Below are 24,820 nucleotides of genomic sequence, written 5' to 3'. Positions count from 1 at the left end.
TTTAGTTAACCATCACCTCGTCCAGTGCCTGCTCGAGAGTGCTGACCGTGCGCTCGATATTGCGCAGCTTTTCGAGTCCGAACAGACCGATGCGGAAGGTCTGGAAGTCGGCCGGCTCGTCGCATTGCAACGGCACTCCGGCGGCGATCTGCAGGCCTTGGTCGGCAAATTTCTTGCCGTTCTTGATGTCGGCATCATCGGTGTAGCTCACCACTACGCCGGGGGCCTGAAAACCGGCTGCGGCCACGCTTTTGATGCCTCTGCCGGTCAACATTGCGCGCACCCGGTCGCCCAGCGCCTGTTGTTCGTCGCGGACCTTGTCGAAACCGTAGGCTTGCGTCTCTTTCATCACTTCGTTAAACCGCGCGAGGGAATCGCTGGGCATGGTCGCATGGTAGGCATGTCCGCCCTGTTCGTAGGCCTGCATGATCTGAAGCCACTTTTTCAGGTCGCAGGCGAAGCTGCTGCTTTGCGTCTGCTCGATGCGCTCGAGGGCCAATGCACTGAGCATCACCAGGGCGCAGCAAGGGGAAGCACTCCAGCCTTTCTGCGGTGCGCTGATCAGCAGGTCGACTGCGCATTTGTGCATATCCACCCACAGCGTGCCTGAGGCGATGCAGTCCAGCACGAACAGGCCACCCACCGCATGCACGGCGTCGCCGACGGCCCGCAGGTAGTCGTCGGGCAGGATAATCCCTGATGAGGTTTCAACGTGGGGAGCGAAGACAATCTGTGGCTTCTGCGCCGCAATGGCGGCCAGCACTTCGTCCAGAGGCGGCGGGGCGTAGGCCGCCTGGCGACCAGCCTCGACCGGTCGGGCTTTGAGCACCGTAGTGGCCGCCGGGATGTTGCCCATCTCAAGGATCTGGCTCCAGCGATAACTGAACCAGCCGTTGCGTATCACCAGGCATTGCTGATCGGTGGCAAATTGTCGCGCCACCGCTTCCATGCCGAATGTGCCGCTGCCCGGGACCACCGCAACAGCCTGAGCGTTGTAGACCTGTTTCAGGGTCTTGGAAATGTTCTTCATCACGGCTTGAAATGACTGCGACATGTGGTTGAGCGAGCGGTCGGTGTAGACCACTGAGTACTCGACCAGCCCCTCGGGATCGATACTGGGATATAGCTTTGACATGGGGTGACTCCTTTGGCAGGGATATCAGTTGTATCGACCCTGCCCTAAGCCTTGGCAAATGACAAGATTGCTCGGGATTGGCAACTTCTGTCGAGCGGCTGGCTGTTCCCCCTGAACTCTTTCACCACTGTGGGGAATAGCGCTTCATTTTTTGATCCGGCGTGAGTGCCACGCAATCAAGTTCGTTCAAGCCAGGCACGGGCGATTTCTTCGCGCGTGGCAAACCAGACCCCGCCGTATTGCTTGGCATACTCGATGAATTGCTTGATCGCCCTTACCCGCCCGGGACGGCCCACCATCCGTGGGTGCAACCCGATCGACATCATGCGGGGCCCCTCAGCCGACTCCTCATAAAGGACTTCAAAGCTTTCTTTCATGTACTCGAAAAAGTCCGATGCCTGCGAAAGCCCCGGAGAGTTCCAGTAGCGGAAATCGTTCACGTCGGCGGTGTAAGGCACCACGAGGTGACGCTTACCCTCGACTTCGACAAAGTAGGGAACATCGTCGTTGTAGGCATCGGAATCGTACATAAAACCGCCCTCCTCCACGACCAGCCGACGTGTATTGACGCTGGCACCATACCGGCAATACCAGCCAACGGGACGTTTGCCACAGGTACGTTCGAATGACTCGATTGCCAGGCGCATGTGTTCGCGCTCCTGTTCTTCGGTCAGGCGAAACACTTCCTCCCAGCGATATCCGTGGCTGCAAATTTCATGACCTCCGGCTACCGCCGCACGGGCGACATCGGGGTTCTGCTCAAACGCCACTGCGCAGGCATGAAACGTCGCGCGAACCGATTGCTGGTCGAGGATATCCAGAATTCGCCAGATTCCGACGCGCGAGCCGTATTCATACATGGATTCCATCGCCAGATTGCGTGTGCCGTCGGGTATTGAATAGCTACCCCACTCGGTCATTGATTCCTGATCCGGGTCGCCCATGGCGAGCGAGCGTTCGGAGCCTTCTTCGTAGTTGATCACCAGGCTGATGGCCAAACGTGCGCCATTGGGCCAGGTGCCTTGTGGGCGCTGTCTACCGTAGCCCACTAAATCGCGTGCAGGTAAAACCATCGGGATCTTCTCCTGAAGTGAAGGTTAAATAAGTACGTGGCGAGAGTAGCGACTTAGCAGTCGATCTCTTTCAGCCGGTCATGACTAAAGGTGCTGTCCGATTGCCACTCGCTGAAGGCCAGCCCCATGGCCAGGGTTTGCGCAATACAGAACGAAGCGGTGAGCGAGCGAAAGCCCAGTAACTCGGCGTCGTTGACCTCAATCACCGTATCGGCCAATTGCCCGATAGGGCTCAGAACGCTGTCCGTGATCGCCACCAGCGTCACCCCTGCTTCCCGCGCCTGACGACAAGCCTCGACGGTGTCATGGGCATACGGCGGGAAGCTTATGGCGATCAACAGATCATCATCGGCAATGGCGCTGACCTGCTCCGGCAAGGTGCCGCCAGCGCCGCTGATGTGCACGGTTCGCCGGCCCACACGACTCAACGCGTAGCTCAGGTAAGCCGCCACCGGAAACGCGCGACGCATGCCGATGACGAAGGTCGTGCGCGCCACTTGCAGATGGGCGATCGCGGCTTCGATATTGGCCTGTTCGCCGCCTTCAGCCAGGTGTTCCAGAGAAACGATGTTGGCCTGGCTGAACTCCCGCAAAATTCCGCCGACGTCACTCGGGTCCTCCAGCAACGTCTCACCGCCATAGTGCCGAATACGTTCGCTGTGGGTGTCGGCAGCCTGTTGCAGCGGTGCGCGAAACAATCGTTGCAAGTCCTTGAAACCTGAAAACCCAAGGGCCTGAGCCAGCCGAATATAAGCGGAAGGCGCGATGCTTGAACGCTTACCCAGTTCGGCCACCGTATTGAGTGCAACCTCATGCGGGTTGTCGATCAGGAATCGTGCAGCATCGCGCAGGCGACCTGTCAGTTGTTCGTGCTGGGCCGCAATACTGTCACGCAGCTCTGCAAAGGTTTCAGGTAAGGCCATAGGGAAAGCTCGTAAAATTAAAAGTGTGTGCGTCGATCAATGTAATGCGGTGATGGCTTGATCCAGCGCAGCGATGAGGCGATCGACTTCTTCCAGCGTGTTGTAATGCGCAAACGACACTCGCACCACTCCACCAAATTGATCAAGCCCTAGAGCCTCGATTAGTCGCCGCGCATAGAAGTCACCAAAACGAATGCCGATCCGGCGCTCATCGACCCTGCGCACAACAGCCTCCGAGCGAACGCCTTCAACCACGAAACTGATCGTTGGCACTCGATTGCGGGTATGCGCTTTGCCAATGATCCGAACACCCTCGCGCTGACGCAAAAAGGCCAGCAGACGCTCGGCGAGCAAGTCTTCCTGCACCTCGAAGGCATCGAACGCAGCCTGCATGCACTGACGCTCGCTGCCTTGTGCTCCAAGCCGGGTGCCGATGTCGAGCAAGTAGTCAGTAATGCCGATGCAACCGAATGACAACTCGTAGTTGACGTTGCCTGGCTGCAACTTGTAGGGCACCACATCCTGGCCGATGAAAAAGTGATTGAGGCTCGGCAACTCCAGCAACAAATTGCGACGCCCCCAGAGCACGGCAAAGTGCGGGCCGAACGTTTTATAGAAGCTATAGACGTAGAAATCGGCGCCGCTCGCCTGAACATCAACCAGACGGTGTGGCGCATAAGCGACGGCGTCCACGCACAGCTTGGCGCCCACCGCATGCACGCGCCGCGCAACCTCGGCGACGGGATTGACCGAGCCGAGAATGTTCGAGGTGTGGGTCATCGCAACATAGCGGGTTTTGTCATTGAGCAAGACCTGCAGGTCATCCAGCTCCAGCTCACAACTGTCGAGATTGACCCGCCATACGCGCAAGGTTGCACCACGGCTTTCGCACAGTTTGACCCATGGACCGATGTTGGCCTCATGATCGCAATTGGTGACGATGATTTCATCGCCCGGAACGATTGACGGAGCGATGGCGCGACACAGTATTTGCAACAAGTGGGTAGTCGAGCCACCCATGATCACTTCTTCGGGATGCTCGGCGTTGATCAACTGCATGACCGAGTGACGCGCCTGCATCACTCGCTCGCCTGCGACAACGGAAGGTTCGTAGGAAGCACCCAGTTGCACACTATTGTTCAGCAGGTAATCACACACCCGCTCTGCCACAGTGCTCAACACCATCGAGCCTCCAGCGTTATCCATGTAGACATAACCATCGGCCAGCGCTGGAAACTGCTTGCGAACGTAATCAATATCGAGAGGGTTCACTCTACTTTTCTCCAGTCAGATTCAATGATGCAAGATGGCTTGCAGGAACGCTTGCGTACGAGGTTCCTGAGGCGCGGTAAAAAACGGTTCTGGGATGTTCTGCTCAACAATGCGTCCACTTTCCATGAAGATCACCCGGTCGGCGACCCGACGGGCAAAGCCCATTTCATGAGTGACCACGACCATCGTGACGCCGGAGCGCGCAAGGTTCTGCATGACATCGAGTACTTCGCCAACCATCTCCGGGTCCAGCGCCGAAGTCGGTTCGTCGAACAGAATCGCCCGCGGCTCCATGGCCATGGTACGGGCAATAGCAACACGCTGCTGTTGGCCGCCAGACAATTGACTCGGGTATTTGTGAGCGTGATCGCCCATGCCGACCTTCACCAATAGTTCCTTGGCCCTGGCGTGAGCATCACGCCGACTCAGCCCGCGAACACGGATCGGCGCCAGCGACACGTTGTCGAGAACAGTGAGGTGTGGATAGAGGTTGAAGCTCTGAAACACCATGCCCACTTCACTACGGATGGCGCTCAGTCGCGGACCGTTTTCAACCCGCTCCCCCCCCACGCGAATATCGCCCTGCTGGTAGTCTTCAAGCAGATTGATGCAGCGAATCAAGGTCGATTTTCCCGAACCAGACGGGCCAAGAATGACCACCACTTCACCCTCTTCAACCTGCAAATTGATATTGCTTAACGCCTTGAAGCTGCCGTAGTACTTGTCGAGCTTTTCGATGTCAATCAACGTACTCATGCGGTTTTTCCTCCAGAGGCGTTACGACGTTCAACCCAGCTGACCATTTGTACCAGCGGCAGCAATAGCAACAGGTACAGCAAGGCTGCGCCCACCAGTGGCGTCGGATTGGCCGCCAGTGCCTGTGCCTGGGTGGCCTGCTTCAACAAATCGGGCATGGCGACGACTGAGGCGAGCGCCGTGTCTTTCATCACGTTGATGCAATTGCTCGTCATTGGCGGCATTACGATGCGGATGGCTTGCGGCAACACGACATCGCGCATGGTGTTGAAGAAACTCATGCCTTGAGAAGCCGAAGCTTCGAACTGGCCACGGGGAATGGCCTCGATGCCGGAGCGAAAAATCTCTGCACTGTAGGCGCAGGAGACCAGCGAGAGCGCACTGGCGGCAGCCGCAAAAGACGACAGTCGAATGCCGACAAAAGGCAACGCGTAATAGATGAGGACGAGCAAAACCAGCAATGGAATGGAACGCATGATATCGATGTAGATACGTGCGAGCGCTCGAACAGGTGCGTAGGAATACAACCGCAACAATGCCAGTAACAGCCCGCCCACCAGACCCAGGGCGATACTCACCACCCCCAGCAAAATGGTCACGCCCAGTCCACGCATCATCAGCGGAAGTGACTCGACAAGCACGTTCCAGTTAAAAAACGTCTGCAAAAGATCCATGGGATACCTCGGTCAATACAAGTGGCGAACAGGTGTCGCCACTTACATGCAGCATCGGCAGGGTTTACTTGAGGACAGCGGTCACTTTCATGGTGCTCGAATCCTTATCGGCTTCGGCGCCAAACCACTGTTTATGGATCTTTCCAAGTGTGCCGTCTTCTTTCATCTTGCTGATGATGTCGTTGACCTGATCAGTCATTGCCCAGCCTTTGGCGTGCATCAGCGAATAACGTTCACCGGTGGGAATACGCGCGACGATGGTGTATTGCGGCTTGTCCTTGATGTAGTAGAGCAGCGCCGGAATATCGCTGAGGTAGCCATCGATTCGCCCCGAACCCAGATCGAGCATGGCCGGAGAAAGCCCTTCGTAACGCGAAACATCGGAAAACTTGTACTCATCCTTGTGTTGGCCAACCCACATGTCGCCAGTCGAGCCGGTGTCGACACCAATAACCTTGTCATTCATATCGGCCAGGCTTTTGACCTTGGACGTGGTCAGCGCGGTGAGGGACTGATCACTATCGAAGTAAGGCTGCGCAAAGGCTACCGACTCCAGGCGTTTCGGGGTGATGGTGATCGATGAAATAGCGATGTCGACACGTTTGGATTGCACGGCACTGAACAGGCCGTTGAAGGGAATATTGACGAACTCGACGCTTTTCCCGGCTCGCTTGGCCACCTCTTTTACAACATCGACTTCGAAGCCGACAAACTCACCTTTGGAATCCTGAAACTCCCAAGGCACGTTGCCAACGTTAGCACCTACGGTCCAGTCCGCGGCCCAGGCTGGCAGAGAAACTGCGGCCGTCATGAACAGTCCCAACATCATTTTCGCTTTCATGTTTGCTCCCGATTGTTTGTTTTTTTAGGTGCTAACAGCAGTTGAACTCGTACAACGTGGGATCGAGAGTAAATCAATGGATTATTTATTTCAACACCACTTGTCTGTGAATTTTTTACTCCGCTATCGTCTTCAGCTTTCCGAAAGCTCACGTCCAAAGGGTCAATCACAGTCAGAACCGATCCAGGTGACCGCCGTAACGGACTTCGCGACAGGCAGAACTCGGCCAGTTGCTGCCGCATCAGTGGTCTCCCATATGACCTTCGCAAAGCGTACTCCCCGGAAGCTTACTCAAAGCACCCTCCGAAAGAGGTGAGGGTTCCACCAAAAGCCAGTCGTTTCGTAGTGTGAGTTAGCAGCGGATTTGGCACCGACCAGGACCTTGCAAGAGATTCCGAGCTGACCGCTAGAAGCCGCGGCCGACGGATCTTTCGAGGGTTCAGCGGCACTCAATCGGTGCCAACTACCTGCAAAATGATTTGTCACCAAAACACCAAGAAATCGGGTGAGTTTGCGGTCTGTTTGGCACTGCGGTTTGGGCCCAAAAACGTCGATTTTTGAGGTATGAGGCAGGCTCTCGGACGCGATGGTTTGATTCCAAATCGGCCCCTGGGCTTTGTAATCAACGAGGCTTCACAAGGCCCACAGCCCGTCAGCAATCAATTCGAATAGATGCGCCCTCCCCGCGCTCTATTCCGTTTCCCTAGCGCACAATCGGAAGTCCGGCTTTCGCTGCTTCCGTTTGTCTTCAAAGGCACGGCCCGCGTGACGTACAGCCGGTTTCTCTGATTTGGGATGGTGACCTTTAAGAACGAAGAATCGGAACTGAGCTTCCAGGGTTTAGCGTCGCGGAGCGGGTGAGGGAAAACGCCCTAATTGCCCGGAAACAAGGCGTTACACAGCCACCCGCTCCCCCGATACCCTGTTGGTCGACAACTACTTCATCAACTACGGCGAAGACAAGAATCTGTTCGGCCTGTCGATGAACACCATGGTGGGACCGGTGGCGGTCGGCGCGGAGTTGTCCTACCGGCCCAACGACAGCGTCAGCATCGACCCTCTGGTCCCCTTTGGCGCGGCTTTCACCGGCCAGTTCAATCAATTCAGCGTGTACGACAACGGCGTCAGCAAGGGGTATGTCGAAGAGAAGAAATGGCAGGCGCATGTGAATGCCGTCTACAGCTTCTCGGCCAGCGACCCGCTGGGCTTCATTCCCAGGAGCCTGGGCGCCTCCGATGGCTTCCTGCTAGCCGAGGCGGTCGTCACACACTATCCGGATCTGGACACCTCGGGCGAGACGCCATACCTGCTCCCGGACTATTCACTGCCGGACAAAACCTCCTGGGGCTACGTCGCCGAGATGGGCATCAACTACCCGAATGCGTTCGGTAGCGGTATCACCCTCACGCCGCAGCTGGACTTTTACCACGACGTCAACGGCACCACGCCGAACGCATCGCCATTCGTCGAGGGCCGCAAGTCGCTGACCAGCGCCTTGCTGTTCAACTACCGCGACCGTTGGAAGGGTGGCCTGCAGTGGGTGCAGTACTGGGGCGGCGGCGACAACAACCTGATGACTGACCGCGATTTCATCAGCGGCAACATCTCCTACTCGTTCTGACCGCCGGCGTAAGGCGGGCCAGTCCCGCCCTGCTCCGTTCGCTTGGTAATTTCAGGAAGGCATAACCATGCTGACTTCCCTGGTGCTCGGCCTCGAGCGCTTCTTCTTCCGTAATCGTCTTGCCACCCTCGGCGTGCTGGCCTTGATTACCCTGGTGATGGGCGGCTTCGCCGCGCAGCTACGCATGTCTGCCGGCTTCGACAAGCAGCTGCCGCAGCAGCACGAGTTCATCAAGACCTTCAACCAGTACCGCGACGTGCTGTTCGGCGCCAATCGCATCATCGTGGTGCTGCACGCCAAGAACGGCGATATCTGGAACAAGGAGGCGCTGACCAAGCTCAACGACCTGACCCAGACCCTGTTCTTCATGCCCGGCATCGACCGCCGCACGGTGACCTCGCTGTGGACCCCGAACACCCGCGCGGTACAGATTACCGAAGAGGGCATGAAGGCCGAGGATGTGGTGGGGGGCGACGTCACCGTGGCCACTCTGAGCGACCAGGCCATAGTCGGCATTCGTGAGCGCACCCTGGTCGGCGGCTTCGTCGGCAGCCTGGTGGCCAACGACTACTCCGGGGCCATGGTGCTGGCCGAGCTGGCCGATCCTGACCCGCAGACCGGCCAACGCCTGAACTACCTGGAGTTCAGCCAGCGCCTGGAGGACGAAGTGCGGGCCAAGTACGGCGACGACCAATACGAGGTGCAAATCATCGGGTTCGCCAAGCAGATGGGCGACATCGGCGCTGGCGCCACGTCGGTGATGGGTTTCTTCGCCCTGGCGTTCCTGCTCACCGTGCTGGCGGTCTATTGGTACACCCGCTCCTGGGCGTTGACCTTCCTGCCGCTGTGCTGTTCGCTGGTGTCGGTGGTCTGGCAATTCGGCACCATCACGCTGCTCGGCTTCGGCCTCGACCCGCTGGCGATCCTGGTGCCTTTCCTGGTGTTCGCCATCGGCGTGTCCCATGGCGTGCAGCAGGTCAACTTCATCTCCAAGGAGGTCTGCGCCGGCGCCGATGGCATGACCGCCGCGCGCCGCAGCTTCTCCGGCTTGCTGATTCCCGGCACGTTGGCGCTGATCACCGCGTTCGTCGGCTTCGCTACGCTGGTGCTGGTGCCAATCCCAATGATTCGCGAACTGGCGATCACCGCCTCGGTTGGGGTGGCCTACAAGATAGTCACCAACCTGATCATGCTGCCGGTGCTGGCCAGCTATTTCCGATTCGATCAGGCCTATGTGACACGCGTCGATCGACTTCGCCGCGGGCGTGACGGCGCCATGCTCAAGCTCGGGCGCATCGCCGAGACGCGTAATGCGGCAATCGGGGCGGTGCTGTGTCTGGTGCTGCTGGTCGCCGCCGTGTGGCAGAGTCAGGGTCGGCATGTTGGCCATGTCCTGCCGGGTGCGCCGGAGCTGCATATCGACTCGCGCTATAACAAAGACGTGGAAAGCGTGGTCAACCATTTCGGTCTCGGCCTGGATCTCTTCACAGTCGCGGTGGAAACGCCGAAGAATAGCTGCTATCAGCACGAGGTGATGGCCTACATCGACCGGCTGACCTGGTACCTGGCCAATGTGCCGGGTGTTCTCTCGGCGCAGTCGTTGCCTGTACTGACCAAGCTCTCGGCCTCCGGAGTCAACGAGGGCAATCCGAAATGGGTGGCGCTACCGGCGGATGAGCTGTCACTCGGTGAAGCGGTGCGCCAGGTACCCGAGGGGCTGCGGCTGTACAACGCAGATTGCAGCTTGCTGCCGGTCAACCTGTATCTGGCCGACCACAAGGCCAGCACCCTGAAAACCGTGGTGGAGGCCGTTCAGCAATACCGCGCCGAGCACCCAATGGCGGGGGTGAACGTGCGCCTCGCCAGTGGCAATGCCGGGGTGCAGGCGGCCACCAACGAGATCGTCGAAAGCTCCGAGCTACCGATGATGCTCTACGTCTACCTGACCATCGTGCTGCTAGTCTTTCTGGTTTACCGCGACTGGCGAGCGATGGTCGCCTGCTGCCTGCCGCTGACCTTGGCCACCTTTCTCGGTTACTGCTTCATGAAGGCGCTGGATATTGGCCTGACTGTCGCCACTTTGCCGGTGATGGTGCTCGCGGTCGGCATCGGCGTGGATTACGCCTTCTACATCTATAACCGTCTGCAGTTGCACCTGGCTGAGGGGCTGGACATCGCCAACGCCTTCAAGCTGGCGCTGCGCGAGGTCGGCGTGGCGACCATCTTCACGGCCATCACCCTGTCCATCGGTGTGGCCACCTGGTCGTTCTCGGCGCTGAAGTTCCAGGCTGACATGGGGCTGCTGCTGACCTTCATGTTCATGGTCAACATGCTGATGGCGATTACTCTGTTACCGGCCATCGCAGTGATGCTGGATGTGCTAATTCCGCGTCGGGGGCCGGTTTGCGCGCCTCTGGTTGCGCACTGATTGGAGGACACGAAATGCCCAAGAGAGACTTCACTCCCGTGCGTTTGCTACTGGTTTGCGCCTTGCTGGCAGGCGCCAACATGGTCCTCTACAGCCGTGCTGCTGAACGGACTCCCGCCATGCGCCAAGCCCAAGCACAACACGCCCCGCTGGTGGCGGTGAGCCAGGCCGGTGAGCGCCTGGTCGCGGTGGGCGATTATGGCGTCGTGGCGCTCTCCGACGGGGGGCAGGACTGGCGGCAATCCAGGGTGGTTCCTGTCGATACGCTGCTGACCGCGGTTAGTTTCGCCGACGCGCAAAATGGATGGGCGGTCGGTCATGGCGGCGTGCTGTTGCACACCAGCGATGCTGGCGAAAACTGGACTCTGCAGCAGCGCCTGGAAGACAAACCCGTACTGCTTTCCGTCTGGTTCGAGAACACCCGCCACGGCATAGTCACCGGCGCCTATGGCTACGCCAGCGAGACCCAGGATGGTGGCCAGAGCTGGCAACGCCTGAGCCTGGGCGCGAACGATGATGACTATCACCTCAATCACATCTTCTGCGCACCGGATGGCAGCCTGTTCATCGCCGCGGAGGGCGGCAACGCGTACCGCTCGCGCGACAACGGTGTGACATGGGAGACGTTGCATACCGGCGTCAGTGGCTCGTTATGGAGCGGCATCACATTGCGCGACGGCCGCGTGCTACTGGCTGGCATGAGCGGGCGGGTGCTGGTCAGCGAAGACCGCGGCGATTCCTGGCGCGAGTTGGACATCGGCAGCCAGGAGGCGATCACCGCCGTGATCCAGTTGGCCGATGGCCGCGTGGTGGTGGTTGGTAATGGTGGGCTGGTGAGCGTCGCGGATGCTGACCTAAAGCATTTCAGTACCGCGATTCGTGAAGACCGCTTGAACCTTTCTGCGCTGCTGGCTGTGGATGACGATCAATTGACATTGTTCAGTCCACAGGGTGTGTTGCATCAGCGGCTGTCATCGCGGCAATGAGTGGCTCAGGCCGACCCAGTGCCTGTACAGAACGCGGCCATTTGCCTTGCGGTGATCCTCCTTTTTCATACATCTTGAAAGCCTCCAAAATTTTACCCTGGATTTTTCTAAGCTAGTATTTACTTGAGTTCCAGCGATGTTCTGCTCTACGAGAGTCCAGTAACGTCCACCAAGAGCTGACGTTTTTTTTTGGGGGGGGAACAGTAGGGGGAATCCATTTCATGGCCAAAATCACCATGATCACTCGACGCTCCCTTCTCGCCACCGTGCCAGTCTATTGCACCTTGACACTAATCGCTCCACGCCTGATAGCAGCGGGTATGAAGCTGCTGGACAGAGGACTCCGCATTCCGGCTCTGCCTGTAGTGAGTGGCGTTAACTACTGTGCAGTGTGTTCGAGGTACCAGTGCTGTGTCGCATCCAAAGAAGCCGCAAAAACTCCAAGGATTTCATTGATATCCTTCTCCGTTGAGATCAACGGAGGACAGAATGCCAATGCATCTCCCATGACTCGGTTGATCATTCCACGTTCCTGGGTCTGAGAGGACAGATACCGCCCGAGTCTGCCAACAGCCTGAAAAGGCTCTTTTGTGTGCCGGTCGGCTACCAACTCAACGGCAGCAATCAACCCCACACCACGAACCTCACCAACCATTGGATGATCAGCAAACTGCTGAAGCCCCTTGCGAAGGATAATCCCCATTTCAGCAGCATGCTGAACCAGGCCCTCCTCTTCGATAATTTTAAGATTCTCCAGGGCGACTGCAGTAGCTAGCGGGTGCCCGCTACCAGTGAAGCCATGCCCTAAGGTGCCAATCGAATGGCTCTGGTCGGCAATGTCTTGGTAAACAGCGTCGTTAATTAATATGGCTGCAATGGGCTAATAGGAGGACGACAGCTGTTTGGATAGCCATTCTTTCTGAAGGGCAGCAATCGGCCAATAGCGCCGGTAACGCGTGACAGGAATGAACCCAAAAACCGTCCTCAACTCACTTATCAAGCCGGGACTAAAGCCCATGGGGAAAACTCCGACCTTGGTATCAGCTGAAGATTCCACCCAGAGCCAGTCGTTTTGTAGGGGTAAAAACGACCAAAAATAAAAAAGGGGTCGCGAGATAAAATCTCGCAACCCCTTGAATTATATGGTCGGGACGGAGTGATTCGAACACTCGACCCCTAGCACCCCATCTCCTTTTTCATACTTCTTGAAAGCTTCCAAAATTTTACTCTGGATTTTTCTAAGCTAGTATTTACTTGAGCTCCAGCGGTGTTCTGCTCTACGAGAGTCCAGTAACGTCCATCAAGAGCCGACGTTATTGTGGGGGTAAAAGTAGGGGGAGTCCGTTTAATGGCCAAAATCACCATCAAAGAACTCGAGTCGCTGACTCCCAACGATGCTGGCCGAATCCTCCGGGAGGATGGCAATCTCGCCGGTCGAATCTCAGTCCGCAAGGACGGTGTGTCGGTCAGCTTTTTCTATCGTTATCGCTGGGGCGACCAGAACAAAGAGTACGCCTGCGGAACCTGGCCGCGCAAATCCCTGACAGACATCCGCAAGGCGCGTAATCAGGCCAGGGCGCTCATTGATGAGCAGATCAATCCCAACGAGCAAAAGAAAACCGCCAAGGCACAAGCATACGCCGCGGCTAACGTAGAGGCTGAACTAGTAAAAACGACGAAGGTGAAAACGCTGACCGTCCAGGATCTAGCCAAGGCCTGGCTTTTGGATGGCGTGGCGCGCAAAGATGGCAATGCTGAATTGCAGCGCCGTTTTAACAAGGACCTTTTTCCGGCACTCGGCAAGACCGCGGTGAGCAGCGTCTCCGAACACGATGTTCGGGCGCTGATCCGGGCCGTGATCAACCGCGGCGCTCACCGGCAAGCCATCAGTTTCTTCGCCGACCTCACTCAGATGTTCAGCTGGGCTAGAAAGCGTCAGCCTTGGCGGGCCTTATTGATCGAGGGCGATCCGACTGAGCTGGTCGACATCTCCCCTCTGATCCCTGCCGACTACGAGGCAGAAAGAAGCCGCATCCTTTCGCCGGCGGAGCTGTTGGAACTGCACAACCGCTTCCAACAAATGACCGCCAATTACAACGCCCTGCCCGCCGGGCAAAAATACGACGGCATTCGGCCTTTAAAAAAAGAAACTCAACTCGCGCTCTGGATCAGCCTGGGCACGCTGTGTCGGATTGGCGAGTTGCTCCAGGCCGAATGGAAGAATGTCGATCTGGACCGGCAGACCTGGTTCCTCCCCAGCGAAAACGTCAAAGGCACCTGGGGCAAGAAACAGGACCACCATGTCTTCCTCTCCCCCTTCGCCATGCATTTCTTTCAGGAGCTCAAGACCCTGACAGGAGACTCCCAGTGGTGCTTTCCGAACAAGCAGGATGACGGACATGTGGACGTGAAGGTGGTGAGTAAACAGGTCGGCGATCGCCAGGCCCGGTTCAAAAACCGCAAGGCCCTCTCAAGAAGGCGTCACGACGACACGCTGGTCCTTGCCGACGGCCAAAACGGCGACTGGACGCCGCATGATCTGCGCCGCACGGGCGCGACCATGATGCAGGCTTTGGGGGTCAACCTGGACGTCATCGACCGCTGCCAAAACCATGTGCTGGCGGGTTCGCGGGTGAGGCGCCATTACCTGCATCACGACTATGCCGAAGAGAAGAAGTGTGCCTGGAACCTGTTGGGCGATCGACTCAGTGCCGTGCTGTCCTCAACTTACGAGCACACGCCAAACGAGTCGATGTTGTCTTTTCCAGCGTACGCGGCGACAGAGACGCTGACACCCCCATAGGGCTGTTGCACCCAGCGCTCTCCGGAATTTAACATCCGCGACAACCCGTGATGTGACCTTAAATTCGCGATAAGCAAAGGTGACAGGCTACATGTACACATTCGTGAGCTTCACCGTTGCGGAACTGTTCGAAAAAGTATGGCAAACGCCCATGGTCAAATTGGCCCACGACATTGGTGTTTCCGACGTCGCCGTCGCCAAAGCTTGCCGCAAAGCCGGCATCCCTCTCCCTGGCCGTGGCCACTGGGCAAAATCGGAAAAGCAGCGACAACGCAAACCCAAGCCTCCTCAGATCGAAGGCAAGGTCCGATTCCAGGTTCTCGACCGTGACACTCTGCCCGGCAAGACTGGCACTGATTCGAACTCACCAGTAACCCGGCGAACGATTGCAGCCCCCTCTCAATTGACTGAGCCTCACGCGCTAGTGAGCCAATGGCTAAAGTCTGCAGAAGCGTCGAAGCTCAAGGAGGGTTACCTCGATTACGCAGGCAAGCGTGTCTTGAATGTGATGGTCTCGTCGACATTGATCGAACGCTGCGCAATCCTTTTTGATGCACTGATCAAAGAGGGTGAGGCTGAAGGTTATTCATGGAAGATCAACGCTGAAGGAAAAACAATCGTCACGGTCAACGATGAGCCCATAGCCGTGCGACTCATGGAGCGATTAGACAAACACCCGATACCACCACCACCGCCCCCAAAACGCCGCCCTGGTGCTCCATGGGAGCCTAATTTCATGTCCCTGCGAAGCCCGCAGTTTGAATGGACCTCAACGGGTGAACTGACGTTTCAGATCGAAGCGCGGATGGATTACGGAGAACGGAAAAACTGGAAGGACACCAAGACCGCTCCGCTCGAGAAAAAACTGTCTTGCATCCTGGCGGGCTTGAGTTCCGCATCATTTTCTATCAAGGACCTCCGAGAGAAAGAGGAGGCAAGAGATCGTGAATGGGTTGAAGATGAAAGACGACGTCTTGAACGAGCCCGTACCACAGAAACTCAACGTCGCCTCAGACTAAGCGTCGTTAAATATACAGAGCGATGGGAACGAGCCGAGCGCTTACGAGCCTTCATAAAAGCGGTGGAAGATCGGCTGAAAATTGCCCCGATCGCAGATCAAGAAATGGCAAATCCTTGGATCGACTGGGCTAGCAAGCAGGCTGATCTCTTGGATCCTTTGCAGGGGAATCTGGCATTAATTACCACTTTGGACGTAGAGTTAGAAAGCTGGTTCAATGGCTCACATTACGGACAGGCAGAGAAAAGTTGGTGGTCTGAGTAGTTGGCGACGATATAGACCTCAGGAAACACGACTTTGAATGGACTCTAACCGTAACGTTTAGACAATTGGTCATCGCAATTTTTCCTACTACTACGCTGTCCTCACACGGAGAATAACCAATGACCAATTCAGATCTACTCCCTTCCCTGCTTTTCAAGATCAATCAAAACCAACTCGCCCTCGAAGCTGCCATCATGGAGCTAACACTTTGGGTCGAGCATCGCGGATCTGCTGACGTCGCCGAGAATGTTCGCGGTGCGCTAGACACAATCAGCAAAAACGAAGAGTTTATCAAAATGACACTCGCGGTGCTGATGTCGCCGGAGTGACGTCGTCTGGAGGCGCGCCCCGCTTAACGCCTCCGCGGGCAACACCCGATCTCACCGCCACCGCCCCAAAAACGCCGCCCAGGTTCTCCATGGAGCCGAATTTCATGTCCCTGCGAAGCCCACAATTTGAATGGACCTCAACGGACGAATTGACACTTCAGAATTAATCCAAACTCAAGTTTTTTGAGTTTGGATTAATAAATCTCTGGCATAATAGTTGCGGAACACTCCGCCGGCAGGACATTGGACCACTTGCTAGGACACATATTAAAGTATCCCCTCCTATAGAAATAAGCATCCATCTCCGCCTGCTCCCCCGTTCATCATGCATATGATAATTCTCTAGTTTCATAAAAAACCGCATCATTACCGAATGCTCGAGCATCTATCTTCAGTAGCCAAATTTTTTTAGTCATGGCTTAATATCTGCTTGTGCAAATTGAGCCGGTCACCATGAAATTTTACTGTCGGATATTCTTCTCTCTCTCGATCATGAGCACCCCATTGCTAGCTGACGAGCTTTCGCTTTCGGTTAATAGTCCTCCCGGTGCCCAGTCAGCAGAATCAAAACCGTTACCTACTGCCATTCAGTTAACTGAATCAAAGCCCTTGAGCACTCAGTTTCAAAACGCTGAGTCACAGCAACCATCTGCATCACCCCAGCCGCTTGAAGCCCCTTCTTCAACTGAAGAATTTAAAGCTAAAGAGATCTCTATCCAACCTCAGCACATCCTTGTGGATAAATTGGATTCGATTTCACGTACTAATGACGAAATAGTAAAAAGAATTGAGACACTAAAACAAACTACACTTGAAAAATTGTATCCGGCAATATTCGGTTTTCTAGGTATTTTGATTGGCGGAGGTATCAATTTTTTTCTTCACAGAAGTCAACTTTCTCATAATCTTAAGGAGCGCAAAGAAAAGTTCTCATTTGAAGTAAAACAAAAAATATTTGAATATAGAAACAAGCAAAATAATGACTTCTATGGTCCACTATTAGTTCTTTTAGCCCAAAGCAAAGAGCTTAGCTCCCAGTTACATGATCAGCTTCAGAAATTTGACGGCTCTCGCTATAAGTACAGAACAAACTTAATGGAGCCCCGGCCAAAGAAAGCACTCCATATTTTTACAGAAGGTACTGCCACCCCCTTTAGATTAATAGAAGACCTACCTTACTTAGGTAAGCATATAAGAGCTTCACTCCCCCAAGTCTTGGTAATCATTGAGGTAGGTGAGCAGCTCTCTGCGCTAATTGAGCGCTCATCCGGCCTTGCAAACCCTAAAAACTTAGAGTTAAGTGGATGTCTCGGTACTTACTTGGCCCACTTGCGAGCTTTAAAGGATGCTTATGCCCAGGCCAAGAAACCGAGACAATCTGAGCCGACTAGATTGTATACCGCCGTATTCCCCCGCCAAATCTACGATTTAGCAAAGAAGGACTATGACGAGATAAATACTCAGATTGAAGTATGGGAAAATCAAGCTAAACCTATTGAGAGGGGATAATTTTGAACTCGATGAAAGCAGACCCTCAAACCATAGAGTACTATGACAGCTTCGCAAAATCCTATGATTTAAAAACATTTCAACTTGAACTTACAGATCAGTGGAATAGCTTCGCAAGCATGTTAAATGTAGGTGCAAAAATTCTTGATGTCGGCTGTGGTACAGGGCGTGATATCAAACATTTCCAGAACCTAGGTTTTTTAGTTGATGGCATTGAGCCTTCAAGAAAAATGGCCGCAATCGCCAGATCCAAAACTAACGCCACTATCTTCAACATGGCGGCTGAAGACATTAACTTCATCGATAGCTACGATGGGATATGGGCATGCGCTTCTTTAGTACATATCCAAAAGGCGTTATTCGTTAAAACTTTGAAAGCAATCCTCAAGGCTCTAAAATCGGGAGGCTACCTATACATTTCGCTCAAGGAAGGTGAAGGTCAAACTCGACTTAATGACGGAAGGTTGTTTAGTTATTTTACGAAGTCAGATCTTCATGAAATCGTCTCGACCTTGACAAATGCCAGTATCATCAAATCATGGGCAACGTCAGATTCAGCAGGTCGCGGTGATATTAGCTGGATAAATATGATTATACAGAAAAACTAATAGCTCTATTATGTTATTACACCCCGCCACCGGGAGCATACGAGCTCTTGGCAGCTTCTATTGCCGTAGCTAAAATGGTGATATTCTTATTTAGCCATCGAAAAAAAATCAACCATGACTCTATATTTTGCATTTAAAAGTTTATGAGTTACAACGTAAGATATTATGAGCATCGGGGAGAATTGAGTATGAATACTAAAAAAACAAAACCGGTGGTGCGATTTGATCTTTTAGGCCTATGGCCGGGTGCAGATGTCGAAATCACGAAGGAATTGATAAATATTGTTTTTGATATAGTAGAGGAATTATTTGGTAAAAAGCTTCGTAGTCCAGTATTGATTACCAATTACCCAAACACCAAAAACCCACTTGCTTGTTATGACATGAAGGATGGATGCTATCAAGTGCATCTCTGCGTCAAATCTGGTCTGAGCTGGTGCCAGATCGTTTATCAGCTCGCACATGAATTATGCCATCTCCACAGTAACTACGCTGACTCGAAAGGTCACAAACATAAATGGTTTGAAGAAAGCTTGTGTGAGATGTGCTCGATTGTAGTTTTGATTGAGTTGAGTGAGCAGTGGAATAAAACCAGTATGCATAGATATAATTATGCTGCCAGCATAAAAGAATACGCTGAGTCTCTTAACTCGATGACCGGTTATGTGCCTAAAAGTCAAGATGCATTTATTTCGTGGCTCGCTATCAATATCGAAGAGCTTGAAAGAAACTCTGAAAATCGGGAACTTAATGGGGTGGTGGCTAGATATCTTTTCAATAATAGATTCAGCACCCAGTCAACGGGATGGGCGTGTGTAGGCATGCTGAATCAATGGAACTGCCATGAGAATTTAAGTTTTACAGAGTACAAAGACTCTTGGCGGAGATGCTGTGCTGATTCAGCGGAGGTGAATGAGATCGTAAATTTATTATGATCCAATTGAGATGTGTAATTACCTAAAGGATGTATCAAGGAGTCACTTCTGCGTGAAGTACGCAAGCGCACGGCCAAGTCACCTATCGAACTCCAGTATTTCGGGTGATGTTGTCCGCGTTTTTTTAAACAAACGCGATCGCCCTACCTCAAGCATTTTCCTCCGACAACGAAGCTTCACACCAAACCATCTAGAGCCCAGGTAGTCCAAGAAATACCTGCAACTGGGCCTAGGATTCCAACGAAGCCATTCATCAAGGCAGAAAGATCCATCGTTTACCTGATGTTCGGGCACCGTAAGCGGCTAAATAATAGGACGTCCTCCTATACACGCATAGAAAGGGTAAAACTTATTCATCCGTCACCCTGTAGAAGCCAAGGACTCATTGTTTTTCCGACAACTTCGAAAGAAACTCTCGAGATATTATTTTCTGGTTCTTCGCGTTCAACTTAATAATGACTTCTCGCTTCTGTGACCATATCTTATCTTTCAAAATCGATCCACCCAAGCACAAATCCTTTGATAGGATATTTTTTATTACTGACTCCACATCACCTTTATTTGATTTTAATCCAGATATCACAATATCCGTATATAAGTCCCAACCCACAGGTCTAAACAGAAGGTGCCCACCATCATCGCCCCCTCTGTAATCAGAAACCTCCGCCCCCTTATTAATAACCGTGCTTAACTCTGAACAATATTCAAACGTATACTTAAAAAAATCCACCACCTGCTTCAGTATGTGTTCATTACCCTTGAAGCGATAGCAATCTAGGTCCGAGACCTTTACGCCGAGATTGTACGCTGCGAGCTTCTGTATGTTGTCATATATATTAACAATTGAAGTAATGCTGGTGCCATCCCTGACAGGCCCCGAGCTGAATGAAACATTGCTTTCATTAAACCAAGGATATTCATCTGACTCGATCAATGCTCTGGTTACACACGCAGAAATATCATCTTCATCCAATGCGATTATCGCATCCTTACTCACTAGCTTTGCCTTCTTGTTTAGGGTTGTAAAAAGCCTCCTAGATCTAACTTTCCCACTTGGGGTATTCGAATGAGCTACAATTATGACGTTAATCAAATCAGCGCCTAACTGCTTATCGCTTTCTACTGCAGATTTGATACCTGCCAAGCGATGTTGCCCGTCTAGAGCAAAAAGCTTTTCACCTCTGGTTATTGACAAAAAACCCAGGCAACTTTCAGCATACTCTGGAATTTCTAGAAGTGAAACCTCTTCGGTATTAGGTCGCAAACTTTCTACATCGTGCCAGTTTGGATCGCCGTCATAAATCGCCACAACTAGCGAATTAAAAAACCTGTCTTCATTGCTTAACAAGTAATCAGATATTTCTTTCGCCCTTTCCTCATTCAATTCTCGCTGTATTTTATCCGACAGCTTGCCAATCCGATGCAGCTCTTCAGCAAAGCCGATCAGATCTGCGGCATCCGAAAGCCTCATCATGCAACTATAGGTGTCCCATGATCCCATGTACCCTCGCAAACACGGCAAAACCAATCGCTTACTCATATGATCCGCACTCCACGCAACAGACTCCTGACTTCACCTGAAAAATCCATCTGGCAACAGGGTGGGACAAAAATATCAGCCAACGCCCGCTCTACTACTGAGGTCGCATCACCATCCGGCACCACAGAATAATAATAAAAAAGATGTTCGGAGAAGTATTTTAATAGCTTCTTTACTTTCGGTCTTTTTTTATAGCCAGAGACATTCACATAATCCATAAATCTTTTGGCAATTGTATTTGACGAATCCGTATCCCCAGCCTTGCCAACATACATCACGTAGGAGTTCATGGGTAGCTTTTGACTTTCAACACTAACCATGAACATATACACCCCTTGCTGTTCAGGAAAATCATGCCCTGCATGGTCGTCATACTTAACTCTCACCCAATTCAAAGAAGGCAAATCATCATTTCGCTTGAACAGTGCGGGGCATAACAGGAATGGAAAAGTATTTTTAAAAAAACCTAAATATGCCTCTCTTTTTTCATTCTCATCAAAACTTGCCATACCCTCATCTAAAGCCTCATATATGCTAACCACCGCGCAACTCCATACCAGAGGAAAACTTATTCACCAACGCTGCAGCCATGTTGCACTAAGCAAAACCCAAGATAACCGCCCCCCCTAATAGTCCTTCAATCTGTCTATGAATGGCAGGCCCTGGACCGGGCCGACTTAATGCGAACAAAATTTACTCTACCTATGAATTAAGCGAGCCACATTCCGATTTATTATGCAGGACCGCTAGCCCTTTTCCTGCGTCAATTAGACTTTCATTTCATCATTTCAAAATCATTAACTTTTAATGATACTGGTACATTCCAAGCATGCTGCATTAACCTCGGAAACAGGTTCTCTTCAGCACCTTTCTTTGAATTCCAACGTCGAAGAAAGTCACGATGACCAAAAAATAGAAGGTGAAGCTTCGCTCTAGAGCAAGCCACGTTGAGACGTTTCCGGTCGAGGATAAAGTTAAGATTCCCCTCGGTGCGAACAGTAGAATAACAAACGATGTCCGCCTCACTCCCCTGAAACGCATCCACTGTATCAACAGCTATCGATAATTGACCAAGCTTCCCTTCCACCCATCCAATCTTACGCAAGCTCGCACGCACACATTCTTTCTGCGCTCCATACGGCGTAATGACAGCCACCGAAATAGGCTTCGTTGTACTGTCCGCAAGATTAGCCAAAAACTGAGTTATCTCCTTCGCCTCCTCCCGATTTTCTTTGCTTTGCGAACCTTTCGGCTGAGATTGACGCCCTTTCACGTCGACCCAGTAAATCGATTTTTCGAGCAAATATCGCTCTTCGAAATACGCGTCATCTCGGCCATTGTGAAGCACACGTTTACCTTCACGCATGTAGAAAAGTTCTGCCACCAAATCCCCGATCGCCGGCGCCATTCGATACTGCAAACTCAAAGTCTCGCGGCACTGTGGCGGAAGGCGCTCGAACATCAATTCAAAGAAGCTGGTATCCAAGAAATTTTCACGTAGGAACCCAAGTTCTTCTACGGCTTCATCCTCTCGGAGCAACGGAGCGATGCTTGGTGGAAGCTGGTAGTGATCGCCTACAAGAATCACCTTGTTTGATCGCAAGATGGGAATGAGGATTTCCGGGATAGTGGCCCTGCCCGCCTCATCAATGATTGCTACGTCGAACTGGAGTTGATCTATACCTCCCTTGTTCGTAGCCAAGCCCACACAGGTGGCACCGACCAGGTTGCGGTCGGCCAAGAGCGTAATAAAAAATTCGTCCTGGTTGGCGCGCGACTGTGAGGCTTGCTTGATCGAGGAAAGCCACATGTGACACAACGCGGCTTCATTATCCGGTAGGCTGACGGCGCCGGCAATTGCGAGATCTTCGAGATCCTTAAGGTATTCACTGAATTGGCTGTCGAACCCTAGCGGTTTGATGACGCTACTCATCTTCTCAGGATTACCTATCCGAATAGTGCGAATCGCGTGGTCGAAGCCATCGGCATGCTCGACTAGAAACTTCTCCAGGGCGTTGTCCACCGCAGAGTTTTGTTGCGACACCACTAGAATTCGGAGATCAGAGCGCTGACGGTAAAGCTGATACAAAATCTCAACAATAGCCGTTGTCTTACCAGCGCCAGGTGGCCCCTGAATCAACGCGATATTTCGCTCACTCAGCGCTAGTTCCACTACTCGTTTCTGACTCTCATCTAGAGGCCCGGACCATGCTATGTCCCTACTCCGCTCTGCCGGTTCGGCGAGATAATGCTCTGGCGCGAGCAAGATGCTCTTGAGCGCCGGGTTAACCAGTTGATCGTTGAAAAAGTCTTCTAACGCTTGCGCCTGACGCTTGAGCGCTGCGCTGGGTACAGTGACAACCAAACGCAGCATTGCATTTGGCTCTTCTGGCAACGAGAAAGCGCTCTCGATGCTAATACTGCTTTTAGTGCAAATGTACAAAGGACGCCGGCGGCGATCGCGGGAGACAGCAGGCACAAACTCACAACGGTCTGCATCCCATAGCAAGAGTCGGACACAGTGGTCAGGGTTAAGGAAATTTTTGTCTGACAGTACCTCGCGAAGCTTCTCGACTAAGCCTTCGAAAGCCTCGTGATCTGACGGAGGGAGACTGTCTCGTTGGAGTACAAGCACATCGTCTTCTTGAACCAGGAGCATGCTTGCTGAAAAATCCAGTGCAGAAACTTCTTCCTGGCTGCGTTGATACGCGATGACCTGCTCCCAGCGCTGGTAGAAACGACTGTGAGCCAAGCGCTCAGGTGAGTCTTTCATATCCATTGCATTTTGTGAGCAGAAGCGAAGGAACTCTTCTACACCGCTTCGCCATCCAACCTGCGACATCGCCGCAAGATTCTGATTTAGAAGCGTGAACCGAAATGGGGTATCAAGACCAATCTGCAGAGTCCCCGTCTGAACAACCTGATGGACTTCGAGCAAGCTAAAACCGGTCGTTGGCGCACACTCCACCCTCACTGAGGCTTTGCCCAGAGAGATCATTCCCGTCGCGCCAGAGTAGCCGAGCAGAGTCCAAGGTTCATCCTCTTCGAAGAATTGTTGGTCGGTCACACCCTCAAGATGCTTCTCATCTACGGTCAAATAAAGCTGCTGATAGGACTGAACACCACGAGCGCGATAGTTGAACTCGCTGACCTCTATATTGGTGCGTCCTTGCTCAAAGGGATTACGTAGCAAACACAGATCGTACTGCGTCAGATGCACTAAGATCTTTTGGCCCGAGAGCAGTCGTACGCCAGGATGCTTTAGCTGGCTGACAGGAAGTGTGGCGCGGATCAGCCCATCAAACAACGTCCCGATCATCGATTGCTTCTGCTTTCGTTCAACAATGAAAGGTACGGGTTCACCGGTAATGACGTGGTTGTAGTAAAGCGCGCCTCGGGCCACACAGCCATAGAAGGATCCATTGTCCCACTTGGTAGCAGACTTGATCAGCACGGGTATCTCATCGTTGAACGGCAGCGCTAACGCCTTTTGAGACACGTCGTCAGTACCGAACGAGATTCGATGCCCGAAGCGTGGGAGTGGCCTGCTAATTTCTTCCATCGCCACCAATACGAGCTTTCCTGGGTAAAGCCATTCCAGAGGAAGAAGCTTGTCTGCCGGGTCAAGCGCTAGCAACAGCGCGTAATGTTCATCCACAAGCAAAGTGTCGACTTCATTCTCCGCGAATGTCAGGTAACGCTCGTACTCTTTCATGCGTACTACAGCATCTTCGACACGTGCGTACTCTCGACGCAGTGCTGACTTACGGTAGGGGCTGGAGGTCTTATCAGAAATTTCCCGGGCAACCATCTGCTCGAGCTTACTCAGCTCCTCTGGAATACCAACTATCGCCTCGCGGTTTTCCCGGATCACTCTACGTAAAAGTTGAACGTGCTCAAGAACCATCTCCCGATATTCTTCCCACGCCCTTTGCTCTTGACGCGCCTGAGCGGCAGCTGCCCGGCGTCGAATCTCGTCCGTACGGGCGTGCTCCTGCGCATGTTTTCGCTCTTCTTCCTCAGTCATGCTGTTAGCTAGCCAGCTGAAGACTTTAGCAACCGCAAAAATCGCAACGCCAATACCGACAACGAGTGGAGCTGCCAT

At 53.1% G+C, this 24,820-nt stretch carries 20 protein-coding genes; 9 read left to right on the top strand and 11 right to left on the bottom strand.

The features are described 5' to 3' along the window. Position 1 precedes the first annotated feature (1 nt). The 7 genes from ABH912_RS32110 to ABH912_RS32080 all read right to left on the bottom strand — a co-directional run bounded on the left by ABH912_RS32110 (position 2) and on the right by ABH912_RS32080 (position 6,674). The gene (locus tag ABH912_RS32110; RefSeq protein ID WP_429512910.1) at positions 2-1,135 is read right to left on the bottom strand and encodes an aminotransferase class V-fold PLP-dependent enzyme; all 1,134 of its coding nucleotides are present in this window, start codon (positions 1,133-1,135) and stop codon (positions 2-4) included. Positions 1,136-1,311: 176 nt separating this feature from the next. Beyond that, positions 1,312-2,208: an allantoinase PuuE gene (locus ABH912_RS32105; protein WP_429512908.1), complete on the bottom strand. Its 897-nt coding sequence runs from the start codon at positions 2,206-2,208 to the stop codon at positions 1,312-1,314. A gap of 53 nt (positions 2,209-2,261) precedes the next feature. Then, entirely contained in the window at positions 2,262-3,131 is an 870-nt protein-coding gene (locus ABH912_RS32100) for a MurR/RpiR family transcriptional regulator (protein ID WP_429512906.1), read from the bottom strand. Positions 3,132-3,167: 36 nt separating this feature from the next. Next, complete coding sequence (locus ABH912_RS32095) at positions 3,168-4,403, bottom strand: cysteine desulfurase-like protein (RefSeq protein WP_429512904.1); 1,236 nt, start codon at positions 4,401-4,403, stop codon at positions 3,168-3,170. A gap of 21 nt (positions 4,404-4,424) precedes the next feature. Further along, positions 4,425-5,159: an amino acid ABC transporter ATP-binding protein gene (locus ABH912_RS32090; protein ID WP_429512902.1), complete on the bottom strand. Its 735-nt coding sequence runs from the start codon at positions 5,157-5,159 to the stop codon at positions 4,425-4,427. Continuing rightward, positions 5,156-5,833, bottom strand: a complete 678-nt coding sequence (locus ABH912_RS32085; RefSeq protein ID WP_180202993.1) for an amino acid ABC transporter permease — start codon at positions 5,831-5,833, stop codon at positions 5,156-5,158. Before ABH912_RS32085 ends, ABH912_RS32090 begins: the two co-directional genes overlap by 4 nt. Positions 5,834-5,897: 64 nt before the next feature. After that, the gene (locus tag ABH912_RS32080; protein WP_429512900.1) at positions 5,898-6,674 is read right to left on the bottom strand and encodes a transporter substrate-binding domain-containing protein; all 777 of its coding nucleotides are present in this window, start codon (positions 6,672-6,674) and stop codon (positions 5,898-5,900) included. A 925-nt stretch (positions 6,675-7,599) separates the two neighbouring features. On the opposite strand from ABH912_RS32080, the gene ABH912_RS32075 reads away from it, so the two are divergent. From ABH912_RS32075 to ABH912_RS32065, 3 genes are all read left to right on the top strand, one after another. Continuing rightward, a complete protein-coding gene (locus ABH912_RS32075; protein ID WP_429512898.1) occupies positions 7,600-8,295 on the top strand; it encodes a DUF1302 family protein in 696 nt (231 codons plus the stop codon). Between the two features lie 67 nt (positions 8,296-8,362). After that, on the top strand, positions 8,363-10,723 hold the full coding sequence (locus ABH912_RS32070) for an efflux RND transporter permease subunit (RefSeq protein WP_429512896.1): 2,361 nt from the start codon (positions 8,363-8,365) through the stop codon (positions 10,721-10,723). Between the two features lie 14 nt (positions 10,724-10,737). Beyond that, entirely contained in the window at positions 10,738-11,709 is a 972-nt protein-coding gene (locus ABH912_RS32065) for a YCF48-related protein (protein ID WP_429512894.1), read from the top strand. A 379-nt stretch (positions 11,710-12,088) separates the two neighbouring features. Here ABH912_RS32065 and ABH912_RS32060 read toward each other — a convergent pair whose 3' ends face one another. Further along, on the bottom strand, positions 12,089-12,577 hold the full coding sequence (locus ABH912_RS32060; protein ID WP_429513192.1) for an aminotransferase class III-fold pyridoxal phosphate-dependent enzyme: 489 nt from the start codon (positions 12,575-12,577) through the stop codon (positions 12,089-12,091). Positions 12,578-13,057: 480 nt separating this feature from the next. Here ABH912_RS32060 and ABH912_RS32055 point away from each other — a divergent pair, with 480 nt between their 5' ends. From ABH912_RS32055 to ABH912_RS32030, 6 genes are all read left to right on the top strand, one after another. Further along, a complete protein-coding gene (locus tag ABH912_RS32055) occupies positions 13,058-14,512 on the top strand; it encodes a tyrosine-type recombinase/integrase (protein WP_429512893.1) in 1,455 nt (484 codons plus the stop codon). 91 nt (positions 14,513-14,603) lie between these two features. Then, entirely contained in the window at positions 14,604-15,794 is a 1,191-nt protein-coding gene (locus tag ABH912_RS32050; protein ID WP_429512891.1) for a hypothetical protein, read from the top strand. A 119-nt stretch (positions 15,795-15,913) separates the two neighbouring features. Continuing rightward, positions 15,914-16,123, top strand: coding sequence for a hypothetical protein (locus tag ABH912_RS32045; protein WP_429512890.1), 210 nt, complete (start codon positions 15,914-15,916; stop codon positions 16,121-16,123). Between the two features lie 453 nt (positions 16,124-16,576). Beyond that, positions 16,577-17,632 (top strand): hypothetical protein, encoded by a 1,056-nt coding sequence (locus ABH912_RS32040; protein ID WP_429512888.1) that lies wholly within the window; start codon positions 16,577-16,579, stop codon positions 17,630-17,632. Between the two features lie 11 nt (positions 17,633-17,643). Further along, entirely contained in the window at positions 17,644-18,240 is a 597-nt protein-coding gene (locus ABH912_RS32035) for a class I SAM-dependent DNA methyltransferase (protein ID WP_240961756.1), read from the top strand. A gap of 188 nt (positions 18,241-18,428) precedes the next feature. Continuing rightward, a complete protein-coding gene (locus ABH912_RS32030; protein WP_429512887.1) occupies positions 18,429-19,175 on the top strand; it encodes a hypothetical protein in 747 nt (248 codons plus the stop codon). Between the two features lie 382 nt (positions 19,176-19,557). Here ABH912_RS32030 and ABH912_RS32025 read toward each other — a convergent pair whose 3' ends face one another. The 3 genes from ABH912_RS32025 to ABH912_RS32015 form a co-directional block, all read right to left on the bottom strand. Next, the gene (locus ABH912_RS32025; protein ID WP_429512885.1) at positions 19,558-20,715 is read right to left on the bottom strand and encodes a DGQHR domain-containing protein; all 1,158 of its coding nucleotides are present in this window, start codon (positions 20,713-20,715) and stop codon (positions 19,558-19,560) included. Continuing rightward, a complete protein-coding gene (locus tag ABH912_RS32020; RefSeq protein WP_168224076.1) occupies positions 20,712-21,257 on the bottom strand; it encodes a hypothetical protein in 546 nt (181 codons plus the stop codon). Before ABH912_RS32020 ends, ABH912_RS32025 begins: the two co-directional genes overlap by 4 nt. Before the next feature lie 233 nt (positions 21,258-21,490). Beyond that, positions 21,491-24,820, bottom strand: a complete 3,330-nt coding sequence (locus ABH912_RS32015) for a DEAD/DEAH box helicase (RefSeq protein ID WP_429512884.1) — start codon at positions 24,818-24,820, stop codon at positions 21,491-21,493.

Origin of the sequence: Pseudomonas sp. BT76 TE3572, assembly GCF_050435365.1 — a bacterium.
Taxonomy (GTDB): domain Bacteria; phylum Pseudomonadota; class Gammaproteobacteria; order Pseudomonadales; family Pseudomonadaceae; genus Aquipseudomonas; species Aquipseudomonas fluorescens_W.
Note: the sequence above shows the minus strand (reverse complement) of the source record. Positions and strands in the feature narration are given on the sequence as shown.